Below are 24,630 nucleotides of genomic sequence, written 5' to 3' on the forward strand. Positions count from 1 at the left end.
GTACTCACAAGCACCCACACGAATTGCTTGATTCAAGTTGTTAAAGAGCGTTTGGTTAAGAGCTTTTCGTCTCAACCGAGGCGCGCATTATACGCTTTCCTCATTTCGTGTCAAGCGTTTATTTTGAAGTTTTTTCCGAGAAGCTCGTTTAGCTTCAACCGCTTAACTCGCTGCGATCTCTCGTAGCGGGAGGCGAATCATACAGCGTTACAACTTGCTGTCAACCACCTTTTTCACCGCTTCGATCATTCGACTGCAGCACCTCCAGAACCTTCTGAATCGCTTAACTCATTGATTCTCAAGGAGTTTCGCGTTCCGTTGTCGCTGGAAGTGGGGCGCATTATAAGGGGATCTGAAACCCCGTCAACCCTTTATTTCAAATAATTGAAATATTTGGAGAAAAGGCTGGGAGACGATCCCTCAGCGGCCCGCCCTAATCCCTATCTATATAGAAGCCAAACCCCAGAACCAAAACGGGGAGGCCTGCCGGCCTCCCCGCTCTCTCACGCAATCCCCTTACAAACTAGGGAACGCAAACTGCGAAGCCTCATGGCTGGCCCTCTGCGGCCAACGCTGGGTAATCGCCTTGCGGCGGGTATAGAAGCGCACCCCATCCGGGCCATAGGCATGCAGGTCGCCAAACAGCGAACGCTTCCAGCCACCAAAGCTGTGGTAGCTCACCGGCACCGGCAGCGGTACGTTGACCCCCACCATGCCCACCTCGATCTCGTCGCAGAACAACCGCGCGGCCTCACCATCACGGGTGAAGATGCAGGTACCGTTGCCGTACTCATGCTCGTTGATCAGCTGCATGGCCGCTTCCAGGCTGTTCACCCGCACCACGCACAGCACAGGCCCGAAGATCTCTTCCTTATAGATGCGCATCTCTGGAGTCACCTTGTCGAACAAGGTGCCGCCCACGAAGTAGCCATCTTCATTACCCGCCACCCGCAACCCTCGGCCATCGACCACCAGCCTGGCACCGGCAGCAACGCCATCGTCAATGTAGCCCACCACCTTGTCACGGGCAGCAGCAGTGACCAGCGGCCCCATATCCAGGCCACAGGAGGTACCGGCACCGATCTTCAGCGCCTTGATCTGCGGCTCCAGCTTGGCAATCAGGGCATCGGCCACCTGATCACCCACACACACCGCCACCGAGATGGCCATGCAGCGCTCGCCGCACGAACCGTAGGCTGCGCCCATCAATGCACTGACCGCGTTGTCCAGGTCGGCATCAGGCATCAGCACCGCATGGTTCTTCGCGCCGCCCAAGGCCTGTACGCGCTTGCCACGCTTGGTACCCTCGGCATAGATGTATTCGGCGATCGGGGTCGAACCTACGAAGCTCAGCGCCTTGACCTCCGGCGCCTCGATCAACGCATCCACCGCTTCCTTGTCGCCGTGCACCACGTTGAGGATGCCCTTGGGCAGGCCAGCCTCCAGCAGCAACTGGGCAATGAACAGCGTCGAGCTTGGGTCACGCTCGGACGGTTTAAGAATGAAAGCGTTACCGCAGGCGATGGCCAGTGGGTACATCCACAGCGGCACCATGGCCGGGAAGTTGAACGGCGTAATACCGGCCACTACGCCCAGCGGCTGAAAGTCCGACCAGGCATCGATGTTCGGGCCGACGTTGCGGCTGTACTCACCCTTGAGCAGCTCTGGGGCCGCACAGGCGAACTCGACGTTCTCGATACCCCGCTTGAGCTCACCCGCAGCGTCTTCCAAGGTCTTGCCGTGCTCTTCGCTGATCATCTGCGAGATCTTCGCCTCGTTCTGCTCAAGCAGTTGCTTGAAGCGGAACATCACCTGGGCACGCTTGGCAGGTGGGGTATTACGCCATGCCGGGAAGGCGGCCTTGGCCGAATCGATAGCCTGCTGCACAGTGGCGCGGCTGGCCAGTTCGACCTTGCGTACGGCCTGGCCGGTGGACGGATTGAACACATCGGTTGTGCGCTCACCCTTGGAAACCAGTTCACCGTGGATCAGGTGCTGAACGATGCTCATGCAGAACTCCCTATAAAGAAGGTAGAAGCTGGCGCGCGAAGCTCACGCGCCAGGCGTCGAAATCGGAAAAGTCAGTCGACCTTGTTCAGGGCTTCGCCCACGGCGTCGAACAGGCGGTCCAGCTCCTGCGGCTGGGTATTGAAGGTCGGCCCGAACTGCAGGGTGTCGCCACCAAAGCGCACATAGAAGCCGGCCTGCCACAGTTTCATCGCGGCCTCATATGGGCGAACAATGGCGTCACCATCACGCGCGGCGATCTGGATAGCACCGGCCAGGCCGTAGTTACGGATATCTACGATGTTCTTGGTACCCTTGACGCCATGCAGCAGCTTCTCGAAGTGCGGCGCCAGCTCGGCGGCCGACTGCACCAGGTTTTCCTTCTGCAACAGGTCCAGCGCGGCAATACCGGCGGCGCAGGCAACCGGGTGCGCCGAATAGGTGTAGCCGTGGGGGAATTCCACCGCGTACTCAGGGGTCGGCTGGTTCATGAAGGTCTGGTAGATCTCGCCAGTGGCGATCACCGCGCCCATGGGGATGGCGCCGTTGGTCACCTGCTTGGCGATGCACATCAGGTCCGGGGTCACCCCGAACGCCTCGGCGCCGGTCATGGCACCCATGCGGCCGAAGCCTGTGATCACTTCGTCGAAGATCAGCAGAATGTTGTGCTGGGTGCAGATTTCGCGCAGGCGCTTGAGATAACCCTTGGGCGGAGGCAGCACGCCGGCGGAGCCAGCCAGCGGCTCGACGATTACCGCAGCAATGTTGGACGCATCATGCAGCTCGATCAGCTTGAGCATCTCGTCGGCCAGGGCAATGCCGCCCTCTTCCGGCATGCCCTTGCTGAAGGCGTTGGCCGGCAGCACGGTGTGGGGCAGGTGGTCGACGTCCAGCAACTGGCCGAACATCTTGCGGTTGCCGTTGACGCCACCCAGGCTGGTGCCGGCAATGTTCACCCCGTGGTAACCCCGGGCACGGCCGATGATCTTGGTCTTGCTGGCCTGGCCCTTCAGGCGCCAGTAGGCACGCACCATCTTCAACGCGGTATCGCAGCACTCGGAACCGGAGTTGGTATAGAAGACGTGGTTCAGGTCGCCCGGTACCAGGTCGGCGATCTTCTCGGCCAGCTGGAACGACAGCGGGTGGCCGAACTGGAACGCCGGGGAGTAATCCAGGGTACCGACCTGGCGCGCGACCGCTTCGGTGATCTCTTTGCGGGTATGCCCGGCACCGCAAGTCCAAAGGCCCGACAGGGCATCGAAGATCTTGCGCCCCTTGTCATCCACCAGGTAGTTGCCTTCAGCCGCCACGATCAGCCGTGGGTCGCGCTGGAAGTTGCGGTTGGCGGTGTAGGGCATCCAGTGGGCATCCAGCTTGAGCTGGCTGGCCAGACCGGAATGAGCGGTTTCGGGCATGTTCATCGGCGGTTCCTCGGAAGACGATCAGGCAACGATGGATGTTGTTGCAGCTAAATTCGCACGGGGATAAAGTCCGGAAAACCCAACATTTCTAACCTTCAGTCTGCAGCGTGCTAAACATATGAGCCGACGCCCCGATCCCCTTGCCCAGGTCAGCGATTTCGACATCCGACTGCTGAAAATCTACCGCAGCGTGGTCGAGTGCGGCGGCTTCTCAGCCGCCGAGAACGTGCTGGGCATCGGCCGCTCGGCCATCAGCCAGCAGATGAACGACCTCGAGCAGCGCCTGGGCCTGCGCCTGTGCCAACGCGGGCGCGCCGGTTTTTCACTGACCGAGGAAGGCCGCGAGGTCTACCACTCGGCACTGCAACTGCTCAGCGCACTCGAGAGTTTTCGCACCGAGGTCAACGGCCTGCACCAGCACCTGCGTGGCGAACTGAACATCGGCCTCACCGACAACCTGGTGACCCTGCCACACATGCGCATCACCCACGCCCTGGCCGAGCTCAAGGACCGCGGCCCCGACGTACGTATCCAGATCCGCATGATCGCCCCCAGCCAGGTGGAACAAGGGGTACTCGACGGCAGCCTGCACGTAGGCGTGGTCCCCCAGACCAGCCCACTCTCGGGCCTTGAGTATCAACCGCTGTACAGCGAACGTTCGCTGCTCTACTGCGCCGTCGGCCACCCACTGTTCTACGCCGATGACCAGCAGATCGACGACGATCGCCTGAACAGCCAGGACGCCATCGCCCCAACCTTCCGCCTGCCCGCGGAAATCCAGGCGCATTACCAGGCACTGCGCTGCACCGCCAGCGCCTCGGACCGCGAAGGCATGGCATTTTTGATCCTCACCGGGCGCTACATCGGCTACCTGCCCGACCACTACGCCAGTGTCTGGGTGCAGCAGGGCCGGCTGCGCGCCCTCAAGCCGGCGCAGCGCTTCTACGACCTCAGCCTGAGCTGGGTAACACGCAAGGGCCGGCGGCCAAATCTGGTGCTGGAAAGCTTCCTCGACAGCCTGGCTGCGACACGCTGATGCCAGTCCGTGCCGCAAATGCTTGTCACTTCGGCACAGGCAGGTAATCTGTCCGACAATCCGTTGCCAACGACCCTGTACGGAATCGTCCATGACCCTAGAAGTCCCTGCGCATCGCCTCCTGGCCTCGGGCAAGCCCGCCGGCCGCATCCGCCAGAAGAACGAACAGGCCATCATCCAGGCCGCCGAGGACGAGTTCGCCCGTCACGGCTACAAGGGTACGAGCATGAACACCATCGCGCTCAAGGCCAACCTGCCCAAGGCCAACCTGCACTACTACTTCACCAACAAGCTCGGCCTGTACATCGCCGTGCTGAGCAACATCATCGAGCTGTGGGACAGCACCTTCAACGCCCTGAGCGTCGACGACGACCCAGGCCAGGCGCTGAGCCAGTACATCCGCACCAAGATGGAGTTTTCCCGGCGCAACCCGCAAGCCTCGCGGATCTTCGCCATGGAAGTGATCAGCGGCGGTGAATGCCTCACCGAATACTTCAGCGCCGACTACCGCGAGTGGTTCCGCGGCCGTGCCGCAGTGTTCGAGGCGTGGATGGCCGCCGGCAAGATGGACCGGGTCGACCCCGTGCACCTGATCTTCCTGCTGTGGGGCAGCACCCAGCACTATGCCGACTTCGCCACCCAGATCTGCCAGGTCACCGGCCGCAGCCGCCTGACCAAGCAGGACATGGAAGAGGCCAGCAGCAACCTTATCCACATCATTCTAAAAGGCTGCGGCATCACCCCGCCCGCCTGATCCGGACCTATGCCCTCTACCCTCCTCGAGCTCTGCGAATTTCGCGAAGAAATCCGCAAGAGCCGCTTCATCACCCTCGCCGGCCCGATCAACACCCCGGCTGAGGCCATGGCATTCATCGAGCGCCACAGCGACCTGGCCGCTACCCACAACTGCTGGGCCTGGAAGATCGGCGGCCAGTACCGCAGCAGCGACGACGGTGAGCCCGGCGGTACCGCCGGGCGGCCGATCCTGGCCGCGATCGAGGCCCAGGACTGCGACCAGGTGGTGGTGCTGGTGATCCGCTGGTACGGCGGCATCCAGCTGGGCACCGGCGGCCTGGCCCGGGCCTACGGCGGTGGTGCCAACAAGTGCCTGCAACAGGCCCCCAAGCGCCTGCTGGTGCAACGCAGCGAATTCACCTGCAGTTGCACTTTCAGCGAGCTGGCCCTGGTCAAGCTGCGCCTGGCAGAAGTAGGCGGCCTGGTGATGGACGAACAGTTCACCGCCAACGGCGTCGACCTGCACATCGCCCTGGGTGAGGCACACCTGCATGGCCTGCAGCAGCAACTGGCCGACCTCAGCCGCGGTCGCATCCGGCTGGAACGCGCCTGAGCATTGCCCACAACTACTGTGGGCGTGCCTGTGGATAAGCTTGGGGTTTATCGATGCAAGCCTTGTGCGGCAAGGGCTAGAGAGCTTTGATCATATTTTGATCACAATTGTATGACTGCCGCTCAATACGAACGGGATCAGTAAGTTATCCCCAGCCCGAATGTCCGGAGCAGTCAAAACCGCACTATTCCAAGGCGCTGCGCTTGCTCACAGTTCCTGTGGAGCAGCCTGTGGATAACCGGTGAGGCAATGCGCCTGGCCCCGTCCTACAGGGCCTTGGCCCCAAGCGATCATTTTTTAACCAATGCACGGCAGCAGCCCCGACGCTGGAGTATGCTCCTGTGCCACGCCAAACCTTTTCAGGAGCCTCGCAATGACCGTACAGAAAACCGCACTGATCATCGGCGCCTCCCGCGGCCTTGGCCTCGGCCTGGTTCAACGCCTGCACGAGGACGGCTGGAACATCGTCGCCACCGTGCGTGACCCACAAAAACCAGGCGGCCTGGCCGAGGTTGCAGGTGTGCGCATCGAGCGCCTGGAAATGAACGACACCGCGCAACTGGATGGCCTCCAGCAGCGCCTGCAAGGTGAAGTGTTCGACTTGGTATTCGTCAACGCCGGCATCATGGGCCCCCTGCCCCAGGACCTTGAAAGCGTGCAGGTACAGGCAGTCGGCGAGCTGTTCATGACCAACGCCGTGGCACCGATCCGCGTGGCCCGGCGCCTGGCCGGCCAGGTGCGCCAGGGCAGCGGCGTGCTGGCCTTCATGAGCTCGATCCTGGGCAGCGTGACCATCCCCGACGGTGGCGAAATTTGCCTGTACAAGGCCAGCAAGGCCGCCCTCAACTCGATGATCAACAGCTTCGTGGTCGACCTGCAGCGCCCCGACCTGAGTGTACTGGCCATGCACCCGGGCTGGGTGAAGACCGACATGGGCGGTGAAAACGCCGAGATCGACGTGTTCACCAGCACCCGCGGCATGCTCGACCAGATCAACGCCCAGCGCGGCAATGGCGGCCTGCGCTTCATCAACTACAAGGGCGAAGCGCTGACCTGGTAAAACCGCCACACCCGATCACCGGTTGCACCGCAGAGCCTGGCCGGGCGCATTGCCCGGCAAGGCCCTGTAGAATGTCGGCCAACCGTATCCTGATCGAGATTAGTATTTATGTATGACTGGCTGAACGCCTTGCCCAAGGCGGAACTGCACATGCACCTGGAAGGTTCGCTCGAACCCGAACTGCTGTTTGCCCTGGCCGAACGCAATAAGATCGCCCTGCCCTGGGCCGACGTCGAAACCCTGCGCAGCGCCTATGCCTTCAACAACCTGCAGGAGTTCCTCGACCTCTACTACCAGGGCGCCGGCGTGCTGCGCACCGAGCAGGACTTCTACGACCTGACCTGGGCCTACCTGCAGCGCTGCAAGGCGCAGAACGTCATCCACACCGAACCCTTCTTCGACCCGCAAACCCACACCGACCGCGGCATCGCTTTCGAAGTGGTGCTCAACGGTATCAACCAGGCATTGAAGGACGGTCGCGAACAGCTGGGTATCAGCAGCGGCCTGATCCTGAGCTTCCTGCGCCACCTCAGCGAAGACGAAGCGCAAAAGACCCTCGACCAGGCCCTGCCCTTCCGCGACGCCTTCATTGCCGTCGGCCTGGACAGCTCCGAAAAAGGCCACCCACCGAGCAAGTTCCAGCGTGTGTTCGACCGTGCCCGCAGCGAAGGCTTCGTGGCCGTGGCCCACGCTGGCGAAGAAGGCCCGCCCGAGTACATCTGGGAAGCCCTCGACCTGCTGCAGATCAAGCGTATCGACCACGGCGTGCGCGCTATCGAGGACGAACGCTTGATGCAACGCATCATCGACGAACAGATCCCGCTGACCGTCTGCCCGCTGTCCAACACCAAACTGTGCGTATTCGACCACATGAGCCAGCACAACATCCTCGACATGCTCGAGCGTGGCGTGAAAGTTACGGTCAACTCCGACGACCCGGCCTACTTCGGCGGCTACGTCACCGAGAACTTCCAGGCCCTGCATGAACACCTGGGCATGACCCAGGAGCAGGCCCGCCGCCTGGCCCAGAACAGCCTGGACGCGCGCTTGGTCTAACCGGTTTGCCGGGCCGGCGGCCGGGCGATGGCACCAATCAGCCGGACCCCCACCGGGGGTACCCGCAGTGCCCGCCCGCCGTCCTGTTCCTGCACCCAGCCGGACTGCACGAACAGCTTGAGCAAGGCATGCCCCAGGCTGCCGCCCAGGTGCGGGCCCTGGTCGCTCCATTCGCTGCAGTGGCAGATCGCATGGCCGCGTTGCAGGCCCGGCGCCAGCGCCATCGCATCGATGAACACCCCCAGCGCCTCCAACTGAGCCTTGCCCTGCGGGGTGACCGACGGGCGTTGCGGGTCACCGTCCAGCCAGCCGGCCGCCAGCATGCGTTGAAGCAGCTCGGCTGCAAGCTCCCCGCCCAGGTGATCACTGCACAGGCGCGCCTTGCGCATGGACAGCGGTATCTGCAACGGCGTGCCCTGTCGCTCGCCAGTGCGGCTTTCCAGCTGGATGCTGGCCAAGGCTTCCACCGCCGCCCCGACCTCAGGCGTGGCCAGCCGGAAGTGACGCTTGCGCCCACGCACCTCGATACGCAACAAGCCAGCCGTGGCCAGTAGCGAAAGGTGCATGCACGCTGAAGAGGTGCTCAGGCCAGTGGTGACTGCCAATTCATCTGCCGCTCGCGGTATGCCATCGATCAGCGCCCAGAGCATGGCGCTGCGTTTGCGGTCGGCCATCATGCTGGCGACCTGCGTGATGCTGTTGACTGCATTCATGGTGCTCGAATCCCTGAGAGTACTTGTCTGGTTGCCACGACGGTGCACACCCCCATGCAGCCGCCGGCAATTGCCTGACGTCACTGATGAAAGGGAAATACCTCTCGCTTGTGCTGGCCGTCGGAGCCAGTATAAGCCGCACCTCAGAGAGGTTTTTGTAGGCAAAACGACCAACTTGCGTGGGCCGTTTGACGGTAGGCAGGGGCATGACAGCACTTGGCGAACACCAGCCAAACCCGCAACCCCGCAGCACAGCGGCTGCCTCTGAACAGGCGTAAAAATTCCCACATGCGGCCCGAGAAATTGCCCACAGCCCGTCGCAATAGATACGGCAAACAAAACAGAAACCTCTGCCGCCACGACCGTCAGTCAGGGCACTGACACAGGTCGTGGCGGGCGGAGAAGGCAGCGCTACACTTCATCCGCTCCCGCTCACTGGAGGTAGAACACGATGAAAATTGTCGTCAGTGCGTCGAACCGCAACCCCAACTGCCCCTGGCAGGTGCAGATGGACCAGCATCTGGTGAGTTTCCGCAGCGAAGCCGAGGCACGGGCCTTCGTGGCCCTGCTGGAAACCCGCCTGAAAGCCCCTCACCCCCTCATGCAGCACGCCTGGCCTGAGCGCGCCGGGTCAGCACTGCGACACTGACCACCAGTGCGCCGCACAGGCTGATTACCAGTGCCATGGGCACCGCGCTGCCATCATGCAGTACACCCACCAGTGCCGCCGCCCCTGCGGCGACGCTGAACTGCAGGCAGCCCATCAATGCCGAGGCGCTGCCGGCGCGCGCGCCCTGCCCGCTCATGGCACAGGCCGACGCGTTGGGGATGATGCAGCCCAAGCTGGCGATGCACACGAACAACGGCACCAGCAGCGGCCAGAGCACCGCCGGGCGCAGTGCCGCCACCACCAGCAAAGCCAAACCTGCCGCCAGGTACAGCCACACTGCACGGGCCAGCAAGAACGCCGGGCCCCGCTTGGCCAGCAGGCGCGCATTAACCTGCGCCATCAGGATGAAACCTGCGGCATTAGTACCGAACAACCAGCCGTAGTGCTCCGGCGGCACGCCATACAGCTTGATGAACACGAACGGGGAACCTGCGATGTAGGCGAACATCCCAGCGATGGCAACGCCGCCAGTCAGCGCATGGCCGACGAACACCCGGTCCCCGAGCAAGCGCAGGTACTGGCGCAGCGCCCCTGACAACGGCTGGCGCGGCACATGCGCCGGCAGGCTTTCCGGCAAGCCCAGGCTCACCGCCAGCAGGCACAGCGCGCTGAACAACCCCAGTACCAGGAAGATCGACTGCCAGCCCGCCACATTCACCAGCACGCCACCCAGCATCGGCGCGAGGATCGGCGCCAGGCCCATGACCAGCATCAGTTGCGAGAACACCTTGGCCGAAGCCACCGCGTCGCACTTGTCACTGACGATCGCCCGCGACAGCACCATGCCGGCGCAGCCACCCAGAGCCTGAACGAAACGCGCCAAAATCAGGCTGTCGAGGTTGGGTGCGAAGGCACAGGCCAGCGAGGCCAGGGTGAACAGGCCAACGCCGAACAGCAGCGGGATGCGCCGGCCAAAACGGTCGGCCACCGGCCCATAGGCCAGCTGGCCCAGCGACAGGCCAAGGAAGTAGGCGGCCAGGGTGGTCTGCACATGCTGCTCGTCAGTGCCGAATGCATGGGCCATGGCCGGAAAGGCGGGTAAATAGAAGTCGATCGCCAAGGGCCCGAACGCACTGAGTGCGCCGAGAATCAGCAAGGTACGCAGGTTCATGGAGAATCCATAGCAGGCTAAGCAAGTACGCTAGTCTACCTGCACCGCATCAACTGGCGATGAAAACCTTTGTAACAATCCCGCTGAAAGACGGCTCATCACTGTAGAAGATCACCCAGCCCTTCGGGCTGCGCTGTCGCGCAGAGCACCGGGCACGAGCCCGCCGCGGACCCTGTGGGAGCGGGCTTGCCCGCGAACACCGGCGAAGCCGGTGCCATACACCGCGTCGCCTGTTTCGCGGGCAAGCCGGCTCCTATCAAACAAAATCTAACCTGCTGTTTTAATTTGCTTTTATTCACGCCGCTTTCACCAGATCCATACCCAGTTTCCGGGCCTTGCGGAGCAAGGCCCGGTACTGACGTTCTTTGCTCTGCTCTTCGAAAGTCTCAATCCCACGTTCAGTGTATGGCTGCCCCTTGGTCAGCATCGTGTAGATCAGTCGTGCCAGTTGATGCGCTGTTGCCTTGATTGCGCAACTGGTGTCCATGCGAGCCAATCGGGCGCGATGACTTGCTCCGATAAAGCTTTGATCGTTACGCGCATTAGCAGCTGCTTGCTTCAGCGCTTGAGCCGCACGATTGATCGTTCTTGGTACTTTTCCAGGTAGTTGTTTTCCTCCTGAAATACGGGTGGGTGGGGCTACTCCCAACCAAGAACAGAAGTGCTTCATCGATGGAAACTTCGAAAGGTCTGGACCAATTTCACTGGCGAGTACCAGTGCGATGTCTACTCCGATGGTGGGAATGGCCGTCAAGTCCACCCCCGTCGTTTTCCACAGTGCTTGATGCAAGGCAGTTTGCTCGTTGGATGATCGATGTGGGCTGCGGAGTGCCTTTTTATTTGGCTGAGGGGTCTCTTCAAGCACGGGCAACAACGCCAGTACGTTGGTGATTTGCGCATCACAAGCAGCAATCTGAGCCTCCAGAAAGTCGTAACAGGCGACCTCCTGATCCAGCGCGTGTAGATGTTCTAACCGCCAATTGCCTCGCAGACTGCGAGCAATGGTCTCTTCATCCGCTTTGATTCGAGCATCTCGAAACTGCGCCAGCGTTACTGGGTTGCGCTCACCCTTAAGGATCGCACGTAGAATCTTCATTCCTGTCACGCCGGAAATGTCACTGATGACATTGGCCAGTTGAATATTCATCTGGGTCAGCGCCTTCTGGATTCGGTTCAGTGCCTTGGCTTGGTCTCGAACCTTCGTCGCACGCTGACGGACTAACGCTCGTAAAGAACAGATGTCATCTGCGGGCCTGAAAGCTCCCCTGAGCAAACCATGGCTCATCAACTGCCAGATCCACTGGCAATCAAGCACATCGGATTTTCTACCCGTAATCTGCCGAGTGGCTCGTGAGTTGACGAGATAAACCTCAAAACCCCGGCTATCCAGCAACTCGAACAAGGGAATCCAATAAACGCCCGTCGCTTCCATAGCAACAACCTTGATCTCTAGCGTTTCGAGCCAGTCGGCCAGCTTGATCAGATCGTCTGTGAAAGTGGAAAAGCTTCGGACAGCTTGCTCGTGGCGAGGGTCAACACCCACCCAATGCTCTCTGCTACCAATGTCGATACCGGCGCAGTCACGATGAATCAACTGAAAATGCCTTTGAGCCTTCTTGCGTGCCATGACAAATCCTCGCAGGATTATGGGCGCGCGGGGCACACGGCGGCGAAAAGGTCACTCTCCTATACGTGGTCACGGCTAGCCGTGCCTACAGTGACTCCACGCCGATGCCGTGCGGGCCACTCTCTCATGCGGGTGGTGAGACACCAGTGCGAGCGACGGCCTCTGTCCCGTGCACCTCAATCCTAGAGCAAGGAGGCTGCCCTTCGGGGCAACTTTCTTTGCTTTGACTGAACTGGCTGCATAGATAGCTCAAGCCATGCACCAACTGTTTGCTGCGCGACAGCGCGGCGCCAAGGCGGCGTGTGGGCTCTCATAGAACAAACTGCAAGCTATTGATTTAACACGGTTCCTGTGGGAAGCGGCCTTGTGTCGCGATGGGGCGCGAAGCGGCCCCAAGATCTCAGCTTCATGCAAAAATTGCCGGGGCTGCTGCGCAGCCCATCGCGACACAAGGCCGCTTCCCACAGGGGCCGCGGTGCATCTGCGAGACTGGTTCTCTGCGCGACAGCGCAGCCCGCAGGGCTGGGTGATCTCCTACAGGTTGCCAGCCACCTGCGCCTCATACCCCTCTTCACGAATCGCCGCCAGCAACTGCCCGGCGTCCAGTTCGCTCCTCACCCGTACCTGGCGCCCCGCCAGGTCCACCTCCACCTGCGCCGTCGCATCCTGCTCCTGCAGCGCGCGGGTCACCGCCTTCACGCAGTGGCCACAGGTCATGCCTTGCACGTTGAACACTTGCATCGCGTTTGCTCCTTCATGGTGAATGCTGCGGTTTGGCACAGTGTCGACCTTGCCATCAGGGCAAGGTCAAGTTCTGCTGTTAACGGCCGGGGTGGAAATAACCGCCGGGCTCAGCCAAGCTGCGCCTTTGACGATTTTTGCAAGCAGGAGATTCTTCATGATCAGGGCAGCATTGGGCCTTGTCGGGCTGTTGGGCGCGTTGGCCGTGGTGCCACCGGCCAGTGCCGAGGGCAACAGCGATTACAGCGTGCTGATCATTTCCCGGGAACGCCTGGAAGTGGCCACCAGCTGTGAAATCGGCGTCTATCTCAACGATCAGCTGTCCGGCCGGGTGTTCCAGGAGCAGTCGACCTCGTTCAACCTGCCGCCAGGCCCGGTCGACGTGCGCCTGCGCCTGCTGCCAGGGCAAGCCCCCGGTTGCCTGCCGGGCGTCGAGGACCAGCGCAGCACCCGGTTGAACCTGCAGGCGGGCCAGATCAACAAATACCGCATTGCCATGGGGCAGAATGGCCTGGTGCTCAAGCGAGCCAGCCTGGGCTATTGACCTTGACCGCGTGGCAAGGTTGATGCTGCAGGCCTGTCCACGGAGGAAAGAGCCATGCCCGCATCCACCACCTTCGACTTGCCCATCGCCGGCATGACCTGCGCCAGTTGCGCAGGCCGCGTCGAACGCGCCCTGCGCAAGGTTACCGGCACCGAGCAGGTCAGCGTCAACCTTGCTACCGAACAGGCCCGGGTCCAGGCCCCGGCCGACAGCCTGCCGGCACTGGTGGGCGCGGTGCGCCAGGCCGGCTACAGCGTCCCCACCCGCACCCTGGAGCTGCAGATCGGCGGCATGACCTGCGCCAGTTGCGCCGGCCGCGTCGAGCGCGCCCTCGGCAAACTTCCCGGGGTCGAGCAAGCCAGTGTCAACCTGGCCAGCGAACGTGCCCATGTCGAGGTGCTGCAGGGCATCGACGACAGCCTGTTGATAGCCGCAGTGCAAAAGGCCGGCTACAGCGCCAGCCTGCCGCGCAGCGCCGTCGATGAACACCAGCAGGCGCAGCGTCGCCTGCGCAACGAGCGCCTGGCCGTCGGCGCCGCCCTGCTGCTGGCCCTGCCCCTGGTGCTGCCGATGCTGCTGCAACCCTTCGGCCTGCACTGGATGCTGCCGGCCTGGGCGCAGTTCCTGCTGGCCACCCCGGTGCAGTTCATCCTCGGCGCACGCTTTTATGTGGCCGCCTGGAAGGCCGTGCGCGCCGGCGCCGGCAACATGGACCTGCTGGTGGCCCTTGGCACCAGCGCCGGTTACGGGCTAAGCCTGTACCAGTGGGCCAACGCCCCTGCCGGCATGGCGCCGCACCTGTACTTCGAAGCCTCGGCGGTGGTCATCGCCCTGGTGCTGCTGGGCAAATACCTCGAAAGCCGCGCCAAGCGCCAGACCGCCAGCGCCATCCGCGCCCTCGAGGCGCTGCGCCCGGAGCGCGCCCTGCGTATCGTCGATGGCCTGGAACAGGACGTCGCCATCAGCCAGTTGCGCATCGGCGACCTCGTCCTGGTCAAGCCCGGCGAACGCTTCCCGGTCGACGGCGAAGTGCTCGAAGGCAGCAGCCACGCCGACGAAGCGCTGATCAGCGGCGAAAGCCTGCCGGTGCCTAAACAGCCCGGCGACCCAGTCACCGGCGGCGCCATCAATGGCGAAGGCCGCTTGCTGGTGCAAACCCGGGCGCTCGGCACCGAGACCGTGCTGGCCCGTATCATCCGCCTGGTGGAAGACGCCCAGGCGGCCAAGGCGCCGATCCAGAAACTGGTCGACCGGGTCAGCCAGGTATTCGTACCCGCCGTGCTGGTACTGGCACTGCTGACACTTTTGGGTTGGTGGCTGGCCGGCGCGCCGCTGGAAACCGCGCTGATCAACGCCGTCGCCGTGCTGGTGATCGCCTGCCCCTGCGCCCTCGGCCTGGCCACCCCGGCCGCGATCATGGCCGGCACCGGCGTGGCCGCCCGCCACGGCATCCTGATCAAGGACGCCGAAGCCCTGGAGCGCGCCCACGCAGTCAACCGCGTGGTGTTCGACAAGACCGGCACCCTGACCTCCGGCAGCCCGCGCATCGTCCACCAACAGTCAGCTGCCAGCGACGATGAGGCCCTGATACTGGCAGGCGCACTGCAACGCGGCAGCGAACATCCCTTGGCCAAGGCCGTGCTGGAGGCCTGCAGCGAGCGTGGCCTGCACGTACCCCAGGTCAACGACAGCCAATCGCTCACCGGCCGCGGTATCGCAGGCAACGTCGACGGTCGCGATCTCGCCCTGGGCAACCGCCGCCTGCTCGACGAAAGCGGCGCCCAGCCCGGCGAACTGGCCAGCAGCGCTGCTACCTGGGAAGCCGAAGGCCGCACCCTGTCGTGGTTGATCGAACGTGGCGCGCAACCCCGCGTACTGGCCCTGTTCGCCTTTGGCGACAGCCTCAAGCCCGGCGCCGCCCAGGCCATCGACGCCCTGCACGCCCGCAGCATTTCCAGCCACCTGCTGACCGGTGACAACCGCGGCAGCGCCAAGGTAGTGGCCGAGGCGCTGGGCATCGACGACGTGCACGCCGAAGTGCTGCCTGCCGACAAAGCCGCCACCGTCACCGCGCTGAAACAGCACGGCGTGGTGGCCATGGTCGGTGACGGCATCAACGACGCCCCGGCCCTGGCCGCCGCCGATATCGGCATCGCCATGGGCGGCGGCACCGACGTGGCCATGCAGGCCGCCGGCATCACCCTGATGCGCGGCGACCCGCGCCTGGTACCGGCAGCGCTGGATATCAGCCGCAAGACCTACGCGAAAATCCGCCAGAACCTGTTCTGGGCCTTCATCTACAACCTCGTCGGCATCCCGCTGGCGGCGTTCGGCTTGCTCAACCCGGTACTGGCCGGGGCCGCCATGGCGCTGTCCAGCGTCAGCGTGGTGAGCAACGCCTTGTTGCTGAAAACCTGGAAACCCACCGCCATCGACCAGGAGGCGCCATGAACATCGGCCAGGCCGCCCGCCGCAGCGGGCTCAGCGCCAAGATGATCCGCTATTACGAGTCCATCGGCCTGCTGCGCCCCGCCCGGCGCAGCGACAGCGGCTACCGCCTGTACCAGCAGGATGACCTGCACAGCCTGGCGTTCATCAAGCGCTCGCGCGACCTTGGTTTTTCGCTGGACGAAGTGGCCCGGCTACTCACCCTGTGGCAAGACCGCCAACGCGCCAGCGCCGATGTCAAAGCCTTGGCCATGCAGCACATCGATGAGCTCAACCGGCGCATCGAAGAGTTGGTAAGCCTGCGCGACACCCTGGGCGAGCTGGTCGCCCACTGCCAGGGCGACGACCGCCCGGACTGCCCGATCCTCAAAGACCTGGCCAACGGCAAAGGCTGCTGCCACTAAAACGCCCCCCTGTAGGAGCCGGCTTGCCGGCGATGAGGCCGGCCCAGCGGGTATAAAAATCCACACTCTGTACAAGGGCTTGCGGCCCTATCGCCGGCAAGCCGGCGCCTACAGCGGGCGCGTCAGAGCAGCTATTGGTATGCCATATTAGCCTAATCGCGACCTTTTTCCCCTCAAACACGCCTTTCATCCAATAAGTACGGGCGTTGTCCTACAAAAAATCCCGCCCCTGCCGATGCCCTGTTACCTGCCTCGTGTCACGAAAAAAACAAATCTGGGAGCGTGGATGAACATCAAGCAAAAACTGACCTGGGCCTTCGCCGTCATCGCCGGGCTGCCCATCGTCCTGGTCGCCACCTTGGTGATCCTCAACCTGCGCGGCGAAGCCCGCGACGATTTCCTCGACAACAGCAGCCGGGAAATCCGCCAGGTCGGCAACGCCATGAACATCTTCTTCCAGGGCATCGACCAGAACGTCGCCTACCTGGCCTCCCAACCGCTGATCGCTTCCACCGGCAGCAACCTCAACAAGTTCATGAGCGCCAACCCCTCCTACGAGCTGGGCGAGCAGGACAAACAGCTGCTGGACTTCTTCACCCGTCTGGCCGACTCGCACCCCGCCTACGCCTATGTGTCCTACGGCGTCAGCGACGGCGGCTACATCGGCTGGCCGGCCGGGCAGAAGTTCGTCAACTACGACCCGCGCCCGCGCCCCTGGTACCAGCTGGCCATGGCCAACCCCGGCAAGACCGTACGCACCGGCGCCTACTACTGGGCCGCCGACGACGCGGTGCTGATCAGCACCGTGCGCGCCGTGCCCAACCAGCTCGGCAGCCCGGGCGGGGTGGTCAACATCGACGTGTCGCTCAAGGGCCTCACCGAGATCGTCAAGAAGATCAAGCTGGGCGAAAGCGGCTACCTGATGCTGGTGGAGAAAAACGGCAACGTGATGGTCGACCCGCGTGACGCCAGCCACAACTTCAAGCAGCTCGACAGCTTCGGCGCCGGCTACGCCGAGCTGGCCAAGGCCGGCAAGGGCCTGGCCGAGGTCGAGATCAACGGCGAGCGCTACATGGCCAACGTCTACCCCGACGAAGAGCTGGGCTGGACCTTCATCGGCCTGATCCACGAAAGCGAAGTGATGCAGACCACCACCCGCCTGACCTGGCTGATCGGCATCGTCGCCCTGGTGCTGGCTGCTGTGTTCGCCGTGGTTGGTGCCACCTTCGCCAAGCTCATCGTACGCCCGATCAACAGCGTCACCAGCGGCCTGGAAGACATCGCCCAAGGCGAGGGCGACCTGACCCGCAACCTGGAAATCCGTGGCCGCGACGAAACCGCGCAACTGGCCAGCTGGTTCAACCAGTTCCTCGGCGCCATCCGCAGCCTGATCCAGCACATCGGTTCGGCGGCCGGCAAGATCCTCAGCACCTCCAGCAGCTCCACCCGGGTGTCGGCCGACATGTCCGAGGCCGCCGGGCGCCAGCGCGAAGCCGTGGACATGGTCTCCACCGCCTTCCACGAAATGGTCGCCACCGCCAACGAAGTGGCGCGCTCCTGCAGCCAGGCGGCGATGTCCGCCGACAGCGGCCAGGCCCAGGCCCGTGAAGGCCAGCAGCAGATCGACGCTGCCGTGCAGAGCGTCGACCGCCTGAGCCAGGAGATCGAGCAGTCGGCGCAGTCGATCCAGCAACTGGAGCGCGACAGCAATGCCATTCAGTCGATTCTCGGCACCATCCGCTCGATCGCCGAGCAAACCAACCTGCTGGCGCTCAACGCCGCCATCGAGGCCGCCCGTGCCGGTGAGCAGGGCCGCGGTTTTGCCGTGGTCGCCGACGAAGTGCGCGCCCTGGCCAAGCGCACCGCCGACTCCACCGCCGAGATCGACGGCCTGCTGGGCAACCTGGCCAGCCGCACCGCCGAAGTGGCCCAGCAGATGCACGCCAGCATCGAGGTGTCGCAGCAGTCGGTCAGCCGCATTGGCCTGGCCCGCGACAGCTTCGGCCAGATCCGCGAGTCGGTGGACGTGATCCGCGACATGAACACCCAGATCGCCACCGCCGCCGAAGAGCAGCACCAGGTGGCCGAGGACATCAACCGCCACATCAGCCAGATCCACGGCGATGCGCAGTTGGTAGCGGAGTTGGCCCAGGCCGCCAGGCAGGACTCCGAAAGCCTGGCCGGGCTGTCCAACGAACTGGACGCCCTGGTACGTCGCTTCCGCACCTGACCGCATCCGGCTCCTACGGCACACGCCTGTAGGGGCCGGCTTGCCGGCGATGAGGCCCTAGGGTTTAACCTTCATCGCTCGACAATAGCGGTAACCCCCTGCCCCCCCGCCGCACAGATCGAAATCAACCCCCGCCCCTTGCCCCGCTGCGCCAGCAGCTTGGCCATGTTCGCCAGTATCCGCCCCCCCGTTGCAGCGAACGGATGCCCCGCCGCCAACGAACTGCCCTTCACATTCAACTTGCTGCGGTCGATGGCTCCCAGCGGCGCCTCCAGCCACAGCCGGGTACGGCAGTACTCGGCATCTTCCCAGGCCTTCAAGGTACACAGCACTTGGGCGGCAAACGCCTCGTGAATTTCATAGAAGTCAAAATCCTGCAGCGTCAGGCCATTGCGCGCCAGCAGCCGCGGCACCGCATACACCGGCGCCATCAGCAGCCCCTCATGGCCGTGGACAAAATCCACCGCAGCGGTTTCGCCGTCCACCAGGTAGGCCAATACCTTCAACCCCTGTGCTTCGGCCCAGGCCTCGCTGCCCAGCAGCACCAGCGAAGCGCCATCGGTCAGCGGTGTGGAATTGCCGGGAGTTAAGGTGCCCTGATCGCCCCGGTCGAACACCGACTTGAGTTTGGCCAACTGTTCCAGGCTGAGGTCCGGGCGCAGGTTGTTGTCGCGGGCAAGGCCCTGGTAAGGGGTGAGCAAATCGTCATGCCAGCCCTCGGCATAGGAGGCCGCCAGGTTGTGGTGGCTGAGCAGCGCCAGTTCATCCTGCGCCGCCCGCTCTATTTTCCAGGCCTGTGCCATGCGTTCACAGTGCTCGCCCATGCTCAGCCCGGTACGTGGCTCGCCATTGCGCGGCAGCGCAGGCATCAGGTGCGCCGGGCGCAGTTTCAGGAAGGGCTTCAAGCGTTCAGCCAAGGTTTTGCCACGGTTGGCCTGCAGCAGAATCTGGCGCAACCCCTCGCTGACCGCGATCGGCGCGTCGGAAGTGGTGTCCACGCCCCCGGCAATGGCGCAGTCGATCTGCCCCAGGGCAATCTTGTTGGCCACCAGCAGCGCCGCCTCAAGCCCCGTGCCACAGGCCTGCTGCACGTCATAGGCCGGCGTTTGCGGCGACAGCCGCGAGCCTAGCACGCACTCGCGTGCCAGGTTCATGTCACTGGAATGCTTGAGCACCGCCCCTGCCACCACTTCGCCCAGGCGCAGGCCGTGCAGGCGGTAACGCTCCACCAGCCCCTCCAGCGCAGCGGTGAGCATCGCCTGGTTGCTGGCGCGGGCGTAGGCACCATTGGAGCGGGCGAAGGGGATCCGGTTGCCACCCAGGATCGCCACCCGGCGAATTGAACCCATGCCTGTTCCTCCTGAAACAAATTGATCGGTAAGCCTAGGCGCTTTTCCCGTATTTCGAACGACCCTGCCACAAACCTGGTCCACACTGCATGCTTGCCTTCAGGGAGACCCGTACATGAGCGACCGCTATATCGGCTTTGCCAACTCCACCCTCGGCCGGCGCCTGGTCGATGCCCTCGGCCTGCCGCGCCCGGTACCGCTGGAACGCTGGCAGGCCGGCCGCCTGCGCCCGGTCGAGGGCGCACTGGTGCTCGGCGGCGGCCCGCTGGCCCGCGAGGTCGAGGCAATCGCCCCAAGGCTGACCGGCGAGTGCTACGCCTTCAACGACGAAAGCCTCGCCTCGCCGGCCTGGGTCGCGGGCCTCGGGCCCAAGCTCAAGGCGTTGGTATTCGACGCCAGTCACCTGTCCGACAGCGACCAGCTGCGCCAGTTGCGCGAATTCTTCCAGCCGTTGCTGCGCAGCCTGGCGCCCTGCGCCCATGTGGTGATCCTCGGCCGCCCACCGCAAGGCCTCAGCGCACAGGCCAGCATCGCCCAGCGCGGCCTCGAAGGCTTCAGCCGTTCGTTGGGCAAGGAGCTGCGCAACGGCGCCACCGCCAACCTGCTGTATGTCGCCGAAGGCGCCGAGCAAGGGCTCGAAGGCGCGCTGCGGTTCTTTCTGTCACCCAAAAGCGCGTTCGTTTCCGGCCAGGTGCTGCACCTGGGCAACTGCGCCACCCAGGTCGAGGACTGGACCCGCCCGCTGGCCGGGCGCCATGCCCTGGTCACCGGCGCCGCCCGCGGCATCGGTGCGGCCATCGCCGAAACCCTGGCCCGCGACGGCGCCTCGGTCACCCTGCTGGACGTCCCCCAGGCGCAACAGGACCTCGACGCCATCGCCGCGCGCCTGGGCGGCCGCGCCCTGGCCCTGGACATCTGCGCAGGCGATGCCGCCGCGCAACTGGTCGAGGCACTGCCCGACGGCCTGGATATCGTCGTGCACAACGCCGGCATCACCCGCGACAAGACCCTCGCCAACATGACCCCCGACTACTGGGACGCGGTGCTGGCGGTCAACCTCAAGGCCCCGCAGGTGCTCACCCAGGCGCTGCTGGACGCAGGCAAACTGCACGACGCCGCGCGCATCACTCTGCTGGCCTCGGTCAGCGGCATCGCCGGCAACCGCGGCCAGGCCAACTACGCCGCCAGCAAGGCCGGGCTGATCGGCCTGGCCCAGGCCTGGGCACCCACCCTGGCCGAGCGCGGCATCAGCATCAACGCCATCGCCCCAGGCTTCATCGAAACCCACATGACCGCCGCCATGCCCATGGGCCTGCGCGAAGCCGGGCGGCGCCTGAGCTCGCTCGGCCAGGGCGGCCTGCCGCAGGACGTGGCAGAGGCCATCGCCTGGCTCAGCCAGCCCGGTTCCGGGGCGGTCAATGGCCAGGTGCTGCGAGTCTGCGGCCAAGCACTGATGGGGGCCTGACATGACCACCCACTGGCTCGACCTGCACCACCCGGATTCGCGCGCCAGCCTGTACCTGCGTGCACTGGGCAAACGCAAGATCAGCGGCGAGCGCCTGCCCGACCAGGGCCTGCGCTGTTTCCTGCGGGTAGACCCGGCGAACCTTGCGGCCTACCGCAGGCTCTGCCACTTCGCCGACGACGGCCGCCTGCCGGGCACCTACCCCCACGTGATGGCCTTCGCCCTGCAACTGCAGTTGCTCACCGCCCGCGACTTCCCCTTCCCGCTGCTGGGGCTGGTGCACCTGCACAACCGCATCGAGGTGCTGCGCCCGCTGGGCGGCATCGACGGGTTGCGCTTTGCGGTGCATGCCGACAACCTGCAGCCCCACGCCAAGGGCGGCACCTTCGACCTGGTGACCGAGGCCGAGGACGGCCTGGGCCTGCTGTGGCGCGAGACCAGCCGCATGCTGGTGCGCGGGCTCAAGCTCGACGCCGGGGCAGCACCCTGCGACGAAAACCAGCCGCAGGCGCTGCCCGAGGCCACCCGCTGGTACGCCGACAGCGATATCGGCCGACGCTATGCCCGGGTGTGCGGCGACTACAACCCGATCCACCTCAGCCCCCTCAGCGCCCGGCTGTTCGGCTTCCCCAAGGCCATCGCCCACGGCATGTGGACCAAGGCCATGGCCCTGGCCGCGTTGAAAGGCCACCTGCCCAAGGCCGGCTACGCCTTCGAGGTGGAGTTCCACAAGCCGGTACGCCTGCCGTCCGAGGTCATGCTCGGCGCCAGCGAGGCCGGCCCGTCGGGCCAACTGCGCCTGGACGGCCACGGCGCCCTGCTGCACATGACCGGCAGCTGGCGCACCCTGTAAGAGCTCGTACAAAGAACAACGTGGGGCGGGCTTGCCCCGCGATTGGATTACTCCCGCATCGCGGGGCAAGCCCGCTCCCACGGTTTTCACATTGCAGGTACAGGTGACACCCCCCCCTTGCTTTACATCGGCCCCCCCCGGAAGCTATGCAGCATTAGGAGACCCCCGATGAACCTGCAAGAACTCACCGAACGCCTGCACCGCATCCGCGACACCAACGACTGGCGCGGCTTCCACAGCCCGAAGAACCTGGCCATGGCCGCCAGTGTCGAAATGGCCGAGCTGGTGGAGATTTTCCAGTGGCTGACCGAAAGCGAGTCACGCCAGTTGCCGGCAGACAAACTTGCCCACGCCGGGCAAGAGGTCGGCGACATCGTCCTCTACCTGTTGCTGCTGTGCAGCGAACTGGGCCTGGACATGGATGAGGTGGTGCGGGCCAAGCTGGCCGACAGCGAGAGGCGCTTCGCCAAATGAACGACCGTCATTTCGATGAACTGGCCACCCGCTTCGCCGAGAAAATCTATGGCGGCGCCAAGGGCGCCATCCGCTTGGCCGTGTTGCAGGCCGACCTCGCCGAAACCCTGCCCGACCGCCCGCTGCGGGTGCTCGACATCGGCGCCGGCCTTGGCCACATGGCCTTGTGGCTGGCCCAGCGCGGCCACCAGCTGACCCTCGCCGAACCCGCCGCGCCCATGCTCGAAGGTGCCCGCGCGCGTTTCGCCGAGGCCGGCCAGCAAGCCACCTTCATCCAGGCCCCCTGGCAGGACCTGCTGGGCCAGCTCACCGAGCGCTACGACCTGGTGCTGTGCCACGCCGTGCTTGAGTGGCTGGCCGAACCCGAGGCCATCCTGCCGGTGCTGCAACAGTTGACCGCCCCCGGCGGCTGGCTGTCGCTGGCCTTCTACAACCGCGACGCGCTGGTTTACCGCAACCTGCTCAAGGGCCATTTCCGCAAGCTGCGCAGCAACCGCCTGGCCGGTGAAAAACAGAGCCTGACCCCGCAAAAACCCCTTGATCCACGCGACCTCAAGGCGCAACTTGAAGCGCTGTGGCAGGTCGAAAGCGAAAGCGGCATTCGCGTTTTCCACGACTACATGCCCAAAGAGTTCCAGGACAAGGCCGAACTGCTCGACCTGCTGGAAATGGAGCTGGCCCACCGCCGTCACCCAAGCTTCGCAGGGCTTGGCCGCTACCTGCACTGGGTTTGCCGCCCGCTCTGAACCAAAGGCCAGGAGGACCCATGCGCTACCGCCCACTCTGCCTGGCCCTGCTTCCCCTGTTGCTGGCAGCCTGCCAGGGCAGCAACCCGTATGTCGCCAGCGGCAACCCCATCCCGCCGGCGCCGCCGCAGGCTGCCAACACCTTCGACGCCAGTGCCTACCCGGCCCCCGCCCGCGACTATGGCCGCTACCGTAGCTGGCGCTGGCATGACGGCCAGCAGCCTGGCGGGCTGGCCAGCACCGACCCAGGCCAGCTTGCCGCAGCAGTCAGCAGCGCATTGGACCAGCACGGCCTGCGCCCGGCCCATGGCAGCACCGCCGACCTGCTGGTAAGCGCCGACATTCGCCTGGAGCGGCGCCTGCGCCAGGTCCGCGACTACGACTATTACGACCCCTACTACGGCCCCAGCGCCGGTGTCGGCTTCGGAGGCTACCGCAACGGCTACGGGGCCTACGGCAGCGTACCCATCGTGCGTACCTACGAGGTGGAAGTGATGGTGGTGCGCATCGATCTGTTCGACGCCCGCAACGGCCAGCCGGTGTGGAGTGCCAGCGCCGAGAGCGGCAGCGCCAAGGACTCGCCACGGGACCGCGAAAACGCCTTGCGCGAGTCGGTGAGCAAGGCGCTGAGCGGCTATCCTCCCAGTTAATCGTCTACGGAGAACCATCATGTTGCGCCGTCTTGTTCTAGTGTCATGCGCCCTGATGCTGGCCGCCTGTGCCAGCAACAACGTGCAGCAGGACTTCGATGCCAGCCGCGATTTCGCCGCCTACCGCAGTTGGGCCTGGCAGGAGCCGGGGCTGCAGTACCGCCCGGACGACCCGCGGATCAAGAGCGACCTCACCGAGCAGCGCATCCGCCAGGCGGTTGCCGGCCAGCTCGACCAGCGCGGCCTGCGCCCGGCCCAAGGCAACGCCAAGCCTGATGTGAAGGTGCGCGCCTACCTGATCGTCGAGCAGCGCCAGCAGCAGATCACCACCAACTACGGCGGTGCCTGGGGCGGCTATTGGGGAGGCTACTGGGGCGGACCGATGTACAACGAAACCCGCAGCGTCGACTACAAGGTCGCCACCATTCAGATCGACCTGTTCGACGGCAAGGACGGCAAGCTGGTCTGGCGCGGCAGCGCCGAGCAAATCATGAACAACTACCCGCCCAGCCCCGAAGAGCGCAACGCCGCCATCCAGAAAACCGTGACCCAGGTGCTGAGCAACTACCCGCCGCACTGAGCCGGCGCTCCTGGTCATGCGGTCCCTGTAGGAGCGGCTCAGCCGCGAACACCGGCGCAGCCGGTGCCAGGCACCGCGTTGCCTGCTTCGCGGCTAA

The 24,630-nt window shown here is 64.3% G+C and carries 23 protein-coding genes and 1 pseudogene; 17 read left to right on the forward strand and 7 right to left on the reverse strand.

What is annotated here, in order from left to right; translation table 11 throughout:
• Positions 1 to 516: 516 nt before the first annotated feature.
• Positions 517 to 2,010 (reverse strand): CoA-acylating methylmalonate-semialdehyde dehydrogenase, encoded by a 1,494-nt coding sequence (locus KSS93_RS26175; RefSeq protein ID WP_217886611.1) that lies wholly within the window; start codon positions 2,008 to 2,010, stop codon positions 517 to 519.
• A gap of 71 nt (positions 2,011 to 2,081) precedes the next feature.
• Positions 2,082 to 3,428, reverse strand: a complete 1,347-nt coding sequence (gene aptA, locus KSS93_RS26180; RefSeq protein ID WP_217886612.1) for an omega-aminotransferase AptA — start codon at positions 3,426 to 3,428, stop codon at positions 2,082 to 2,084.
• A 118-nt stretch (positions 3,429 to 3,546) separates the two neighbouring features.
• Between aptA and KSS93_RS26185 the strand changes: the two genes are divergently transcribed.
• The 5 genes from KSS93_RS26185 to KSS93_RS26205 all read left to right on the forward strand — a co-directional run bounded on the left by KSS93_RS26185 (position 3,547) and on the right by KSS93_RS26205 (position 7,928).
• Entirely contained in the window at positions 3,547 to 4,464 is a 918-nt protein-coding gene (locus KSS93_RS26185) for a LysR family transcriptional regulator (protein ID WP_217886613.1), read from the forward strand.
• A 91-nt stretch (positions 4,465 to 4,555) separates the two neighbouring features.
• The gene (locus KSS93_RS26190; protein ID WP_217840453.1) at positions 4,556 to 5,218 is read left to right on the forward strand and encodes a TetR/AcrR family transcriptional regulator; all 663 of its coding nucleotides are present in this window, start codon (positions 4,556 to 4,558) and stop codon (positions 5,216 to 5,218) included.
• Positions 5,219 to 5,227: 9 nt separating this feature from the next.
• Positions 5,228 to 5,812 (forward strand): IMPACT family protein, encoded by a 585-nt coding sequence (locus KSS93_RS26195; protein WP_217886614.1) that lies wholly within the window; start codon positions 5,228 to 5,230, stop codon positions 5,810 to 5,812.
• Between the two features lie 373 nt (positions 5,813 to 6,185).
• Positions 6,186 to 6,872, forward strand: a complete 687-nt coding sequence (locus KSS93_RS26200; protein WP_217886615.1) for an SDR family oxidoreductase — start codon at positions 6,186 to 6,188, stop codon at positions 6,870 to 6,872.
• Positions 6,873 to 6,980: 108 nt separating this feature from the next.
• Positions 6,981 to 7,928, forward strand: a complete 948-nt coding sequence (locus KSS93_RS26205) for an adenosine deaminase (protein WP_217886616.1) — start codon at positions 6,981 to 6,983, stop codon at positions 7,926 to 7,928.
• Here the strand turns inward: KSS93_RS26205 and KSS93_RS26210 are convergent.
• Positions 7,925 to 8,641, reverse strand: coding sequence for an ArsR/SmtB family transcription factor (locus KSS93_RS26210; RefSeq protein WP_217886617.1), 717 nt, complete (start codon positions 8,639 to 8,641; stop codon positions 7,925 to 7,927). The genes KSS93_RS26205 and KSS93_RS26210 overlap by 4 nt on opposite strands.
• A gap of 451 nt (positions 8,642 to 9,092) precedes the next feature.
• Here KSS93_RS26210 and KSS93_RS26215 point away from each other — a divergent pair, with 451 nt between their 5' ends.
• Entirely contained in the window at positions 9,093 to 9,290 is a 198-nt protein-coding gene (locus KSS93_RS26215) for a hypothetical protein (RefSeq protein ID WP_217886618.1), read from the forward strand.
• Here the strand turns inward: KSS93_RS26215 and KSS93_RS26220 are convergent.
• From KSS93_RS26220 to KSS93_RS26230, 3 genes are all read right to left on the reverse strand, one after another.
• Positions 9,241 to 10,422 (reverse strand): multidrug effflux MFS transporter, encoded by a 1,182-nt coding sequence (locus KSS93_RS26220; RefSeq protein ID WP_217886619.1) that lies wholly within the window; start codon positions 10,420 to 10,422, stop codon positions 9,241 to 9,243. The genes KSS93_RS26215 and KSS93_RS26220 overlap by 50 nt on opposite strands.
• Before the next feature lie 295 nt (positions 10,423 to 10,717).
• Positions 10,718 to 12,049 (reverse strand): IS110 family RNA-guided transposase, encoded by a 1,332-nt coding sequence (locus KSS93_RS26225; RefSeq protein WP_217886620.1) that lies wholly within the window; start codon positions 12,047 to 12,049, stop codon positions 10,718 to 10,720.
• A 534-nt stretch (positions 12,050 to 12,583) separates the two neighbouring features.
• Positions 12,584 to 12,790, reverse strand: a complete 207-nt coding sequence (locus KSS93_RS26230; protein ID WP_217886621.1) for a heavy-metal-associated domain-containing protein — start codon at positions 12,788 to 12,790, stop codon at positions 12,584 to 12,586.
• Positions 12,791 to 12,947: 157 nt separating this feature from the next.
• Here KSS93_RS26230 and KSS93_RS26235 point away from each other — a divergent pair, with 157 nt between their 5' ends.
• The 5 genes and pseudogenes from KSS93_RS26235 (at position 12,948) to KSS93_RS27085 (ending at position 18,416) form a co-directional block, all read left to right on the forward strand.
• Positions 12,948 to 13,334: a hypothetical protein gene (locus tag KSS93_RS26235; RefSeq protein ID WP_217886622.1), complete on the forward strand. Its 387-nt coding sequence runs from the start codon at positions 12,948 to 12,950 to the stop codon at positions 13,332 to 13,334.
• Between the two features lie 54 nt (positions 13,335 to 13,388).
• Positions 13,389 to 15,785 (forward strand): heavy metal translocating P-type ATPase, encoded by a 2,397-nt coding sequence (locus KSS93_RS26240; protein WP_217886623.1) that lies wholly within the window; start codon positions 13,389 to 13,391, stop codon positions 15,783 to 15,785.
• Positions 15,782 to 16,186: a Cu(I)-responsive transcriptional regulator gene (gene cueR / locus KSS93_RS26245; protein ID WP_217886624.1), complete on the forward strand. Its 405-nt coding sequence runs from the start codon at positions 15,782 to 15,784 to the stop codon at positions 16,184 to 16,186. The genes KSS93_RS26240 and cueR overlap by 4 nt, the downstream gene beginning before the upstream one ends.
• Before the next feature lie 286 nt (positions 16,187 to 16,472).
• Positions 16,473 to 17,558 (forward strand): annotated as a pseudogene (locus KSS93_RS27080) (HAMP domain-containing protein); the annotation flags it as partial.
• A gap of 129 nt (positions 17,559 to 17,687) precedes the next feature.
• Positions 17,688 to 18,416, forward strand: coding sequence for a methyl-accepting chemotaxis protein (locus tag KSS93_RS27085; protein WP_369992292.1), 729 nt, complete (start codon positions 17,688 to 17,690; stop codon positions 18,414 to 18,416).
• A gap of 71 nt (positions 18,417 to 18,487) precedes the next feature.
• On the opposite strand, the gene KSS93_RS26255 is transcribed toward KSS93_RS27085, so the two are convergent.
• Positions 18,488 to 19,765 (reverse strand): acetyl-CoA C-acetyltransferase, encoded by a 1,278-nt coding sequence (locus KSS93_RS26255; protein WP_217886626.1) that lies wholly within the window; start codon positions 19,763 to 19,765, stop codon positions 18,488 to 18,490.
• Between the two features lie 115 nt (positions 19,766 to 19,880).
• Between KSS93_RS26255 and KSS93_RS26260 the strand changes: the two genes are divergently transcribed.
• The 6 genes from KSS93_RS26260 to KSS93_RS26285 all read left to right on the forward strand — a co-directional run bounded on the left by KSS93_RS26260 (position 19,881) and on the right by KSS93_RS26285 (position 24,533).
• The gene (locus tag KSS93_RS26260; protein WP_217886627.1) at positions 19,881 to 21,230 is read left to right on the forward strand and encodes a 3-oxoacyl-ACP reductase; all 1,350 of its coding nucleotides are present in this window, start codon (positions 19,881 to 19,883) and stop codon (positions 21,228 to 21,230) included.
• A 1-nt stretch (position 21,231) separates the two neighbouring features.
• A complete protein-coding gene (locus tag KSS93_RS26265; RefSeq protein ID WP_217886628.1) occupies positions 21,232 to 22,083 on the forward strand; it encodes a MaoC family dehydratase in 852 nt (283 codons plus the stop codon).
• Between the two features lie 168 nt (positions 22,084 to 22,251).
• Positions 22,252 to 22,557 carry a MazG-like family protein gene (locus tag KSS93_RS26270; RefSeq protein WP_217886629.1) on the forward strand — a complete coding sequence of 102 codons (306 nt, stop codon included), beginning with the start codon at positions 22,252 to 22,254 and terminating at the stop codon, positions 22,555 to 22,557.
• Positions 22,554 to 23,303 (forward strand): methyltransferase domain-containing protein, encoded by a 750-nt coding sequence (locus KSS93_RS26275; RefSeq protein WP_217886630.1) that lies wholly within the window; start codon positions 22,554 to 22,556, stop codon positions 23,301 to 23,303. The genes KSS93_RS26270 and KSS93_RS26275 overlap by 4 nt, the downstream gene beginning before the upstream one ends.
• A gap of 20 nt (positions 23,304 to 23,323) precedes the next feature.
• Positions 23,324 to 23,953: a DUF4136 domain-containing protein gene (locus KSS93_RS26280; RefSeq protein ID WP_217886631.1), complete on the forward strand. Its 630-nt coding sequence runs from the start codon at positions 23,324 to 23,326 to the stop codon at positions 23,951 to 23,953.
• Between the two features lie 19 nt (positions 23,954 to 23,972).
• Positions 23,973 to 24,533, forward strand: a complete 561-nt coding sequence (locus KSS93_RS26285; RefSeq protein WP_217886632.1) for a DUF4136 domain-containing protein — start codon at positions 23,973 to 23,975, stop codon at positions 24,531 to 24,533.
• The last annotated feature ends 97 nt before the right edge of the window (positions 24,534 to 24,630 follow it).

This window comes from Pseudomonas xanthosomatis (assembly GCF_019139835.1).
Classification (GTDB): Bacteria; Pseudomonadota; Gammaproteobacteria; order Pseudomonadales; family Pseudomonadaceae; genus Aquipseudomonas; species Aquipseudomonas fakonensis.

Coding starts and splice junctions, on each gene's coding strand:
- KSS93_RS26275 (WP_217886630.1), top strand. CDS start 22,554: ATGAACGACCGTCATTTCGATGAACTGGCCACCCGCTTCGCCGAGAAA.
- KSS93_RS26225 (WP_217886620.1), bottom strand. CDS start 12,049: ATGGCACGCAAGAAGGCTCAAAGGCATTTTCAGTTGATTCATCGTGAC.
- KSS93_RS26215 (WP_217886618.1), top strand. CDS start 9,093: ATGAAAATTGTCGTCAGTGCGTCGAACCGCAACCCCAACTGCCCCTGG.
- KSS93_RS26230 (WP_217886621.1), bottom strand. CDS start 12,790: ATGCAAGTGTTCAACGTGCAAGGCATGACCTGTGGCCACTGCGTGAAG.
- KSS93_RS26200 (WP_217886615.1), top strand. CDS start 6,186: ATGACCGTACAGAAAACCGCACTGATCATCGGCGCCTCCCGCGGCCTT.
- KSS93_RS26235 (WP_217886622.1), top strand. CDS start 12,948: ATGATCAGGGCAGCATTGGGCCTTGTCGGGCTGTTGGGCGCGTTGGCC.
- KSS93_RS26190 (WP_217840453.1), top strand. CDS start 4,556: ATGACCCTAGAAGTCCCTGCGCATCGCCTCCTGGCCTCGGGCAAGCCC.
- KSS93_RS26260 (WP_217886627.1), top strand. CDS start 19,881: ATGAGCGACCGCTATATCGGCTTTGCCAACTCCACCCTCGGCCGGCGC.
- KSS93_RS26240 (WP_217886623.1), top strand. CDS start 13,389: ATGCCCGCATCCACCACCTTCGACTTGCCCATCGCCGGCATGACCTGC.
- KSS93_RS26265 (WP_217886628.1), top strand. CDS start 21,232: ATGACCACCCACTGGCTCGACCTGCACCACCCGGATTCGCGCGCCAGC.
- KSS93_RS26270 (WP_217886629.1), top strand. CDS start 22,252: ATGAACCTGCAAGAACTCACCGAACGCCTGCACCGCATCCGCGACACC.
- KSS93_RS27085 (WP_369992292.1), top strand. CDS start 17,688: ATGGTCTCCACCGCCTTCCACGAAATGGTCGCCACCGCCAACGAAGTG.
- KSS93_RS26280 (WP_217886631.1), top strand. CDS start 23,324: ATGCGCTACCGCCCACTCTGCCTGGCCCTGCTTCCCCTGTTGCTGGCA.
- KSS93_RS26255 (WP_217886626.1), bottom strand. CDS start 19,765: ATGGGTTCAATTCGCCGGGTGGCGATCCTGGGTGGCAACCGGATCCCC.
- KSS93_RS26205 (WP_217886616.1), top strand. CDS start 6,981: ATGTATGACTGGCTGAACGCCTTGCCCAAGGCGGAACTGCACATGCAC.
- KSS93_RS26185 (WP_217886613.1), top strand. CDS start 3,547: ATGAGCCGACGCCCCGATCCCCTTGCCCAGGTCAGCGATTTCGACATC.
- KSS93_RS26220 (WP_217886619.1), bottom strand. CDS start 10,422: ATGAACCTGCGTACCTTGCTGATTCTCGGCGCACTCAGTGCGTTCGGG.
- KSS93_RS26175 (WP_217886611.1), bottom strand. CDS start 2,010: ATGAGCATCGTTCAGCACCTGATCCACGGTGAACTGGTTTCCAAGGGT.
- KSS93_RS26210 (WP_217886617.1), bottom strand. CDS start 8,641: ATGAATGCAGTCAACAGCATCACGCAGGTCGCCAGCATGATGGCCGAC.
- KSS93_RS26285 (WP_217886632.1), top strand. CDS start 23,973: ATGTTGCGCCGTCTTGTTCTAGTGTCATGCGCCCTGATGCTGGCCGCC.
- cueR (WP_217886624.1), top strand. CDS start 15,782: ATGAACATCGGCCAGGCCGCCCGCCGCAGCGGGCTCAGCGCCAAGATG.
- KSS93_RS26195 (WP_217886614.1), top strand. CDS start 5,228: ATGCCCTCTACCCTCCTCGAGCTCTGCGAATTTCGCGAAGAAATCCGC.
- aptA (WP_217886612.1), bottom strand. CDS start 3,428: ATGAACATGCCCGAAACCGCTCATTCCGGTCTGGCCAGCCAGCTCAAG.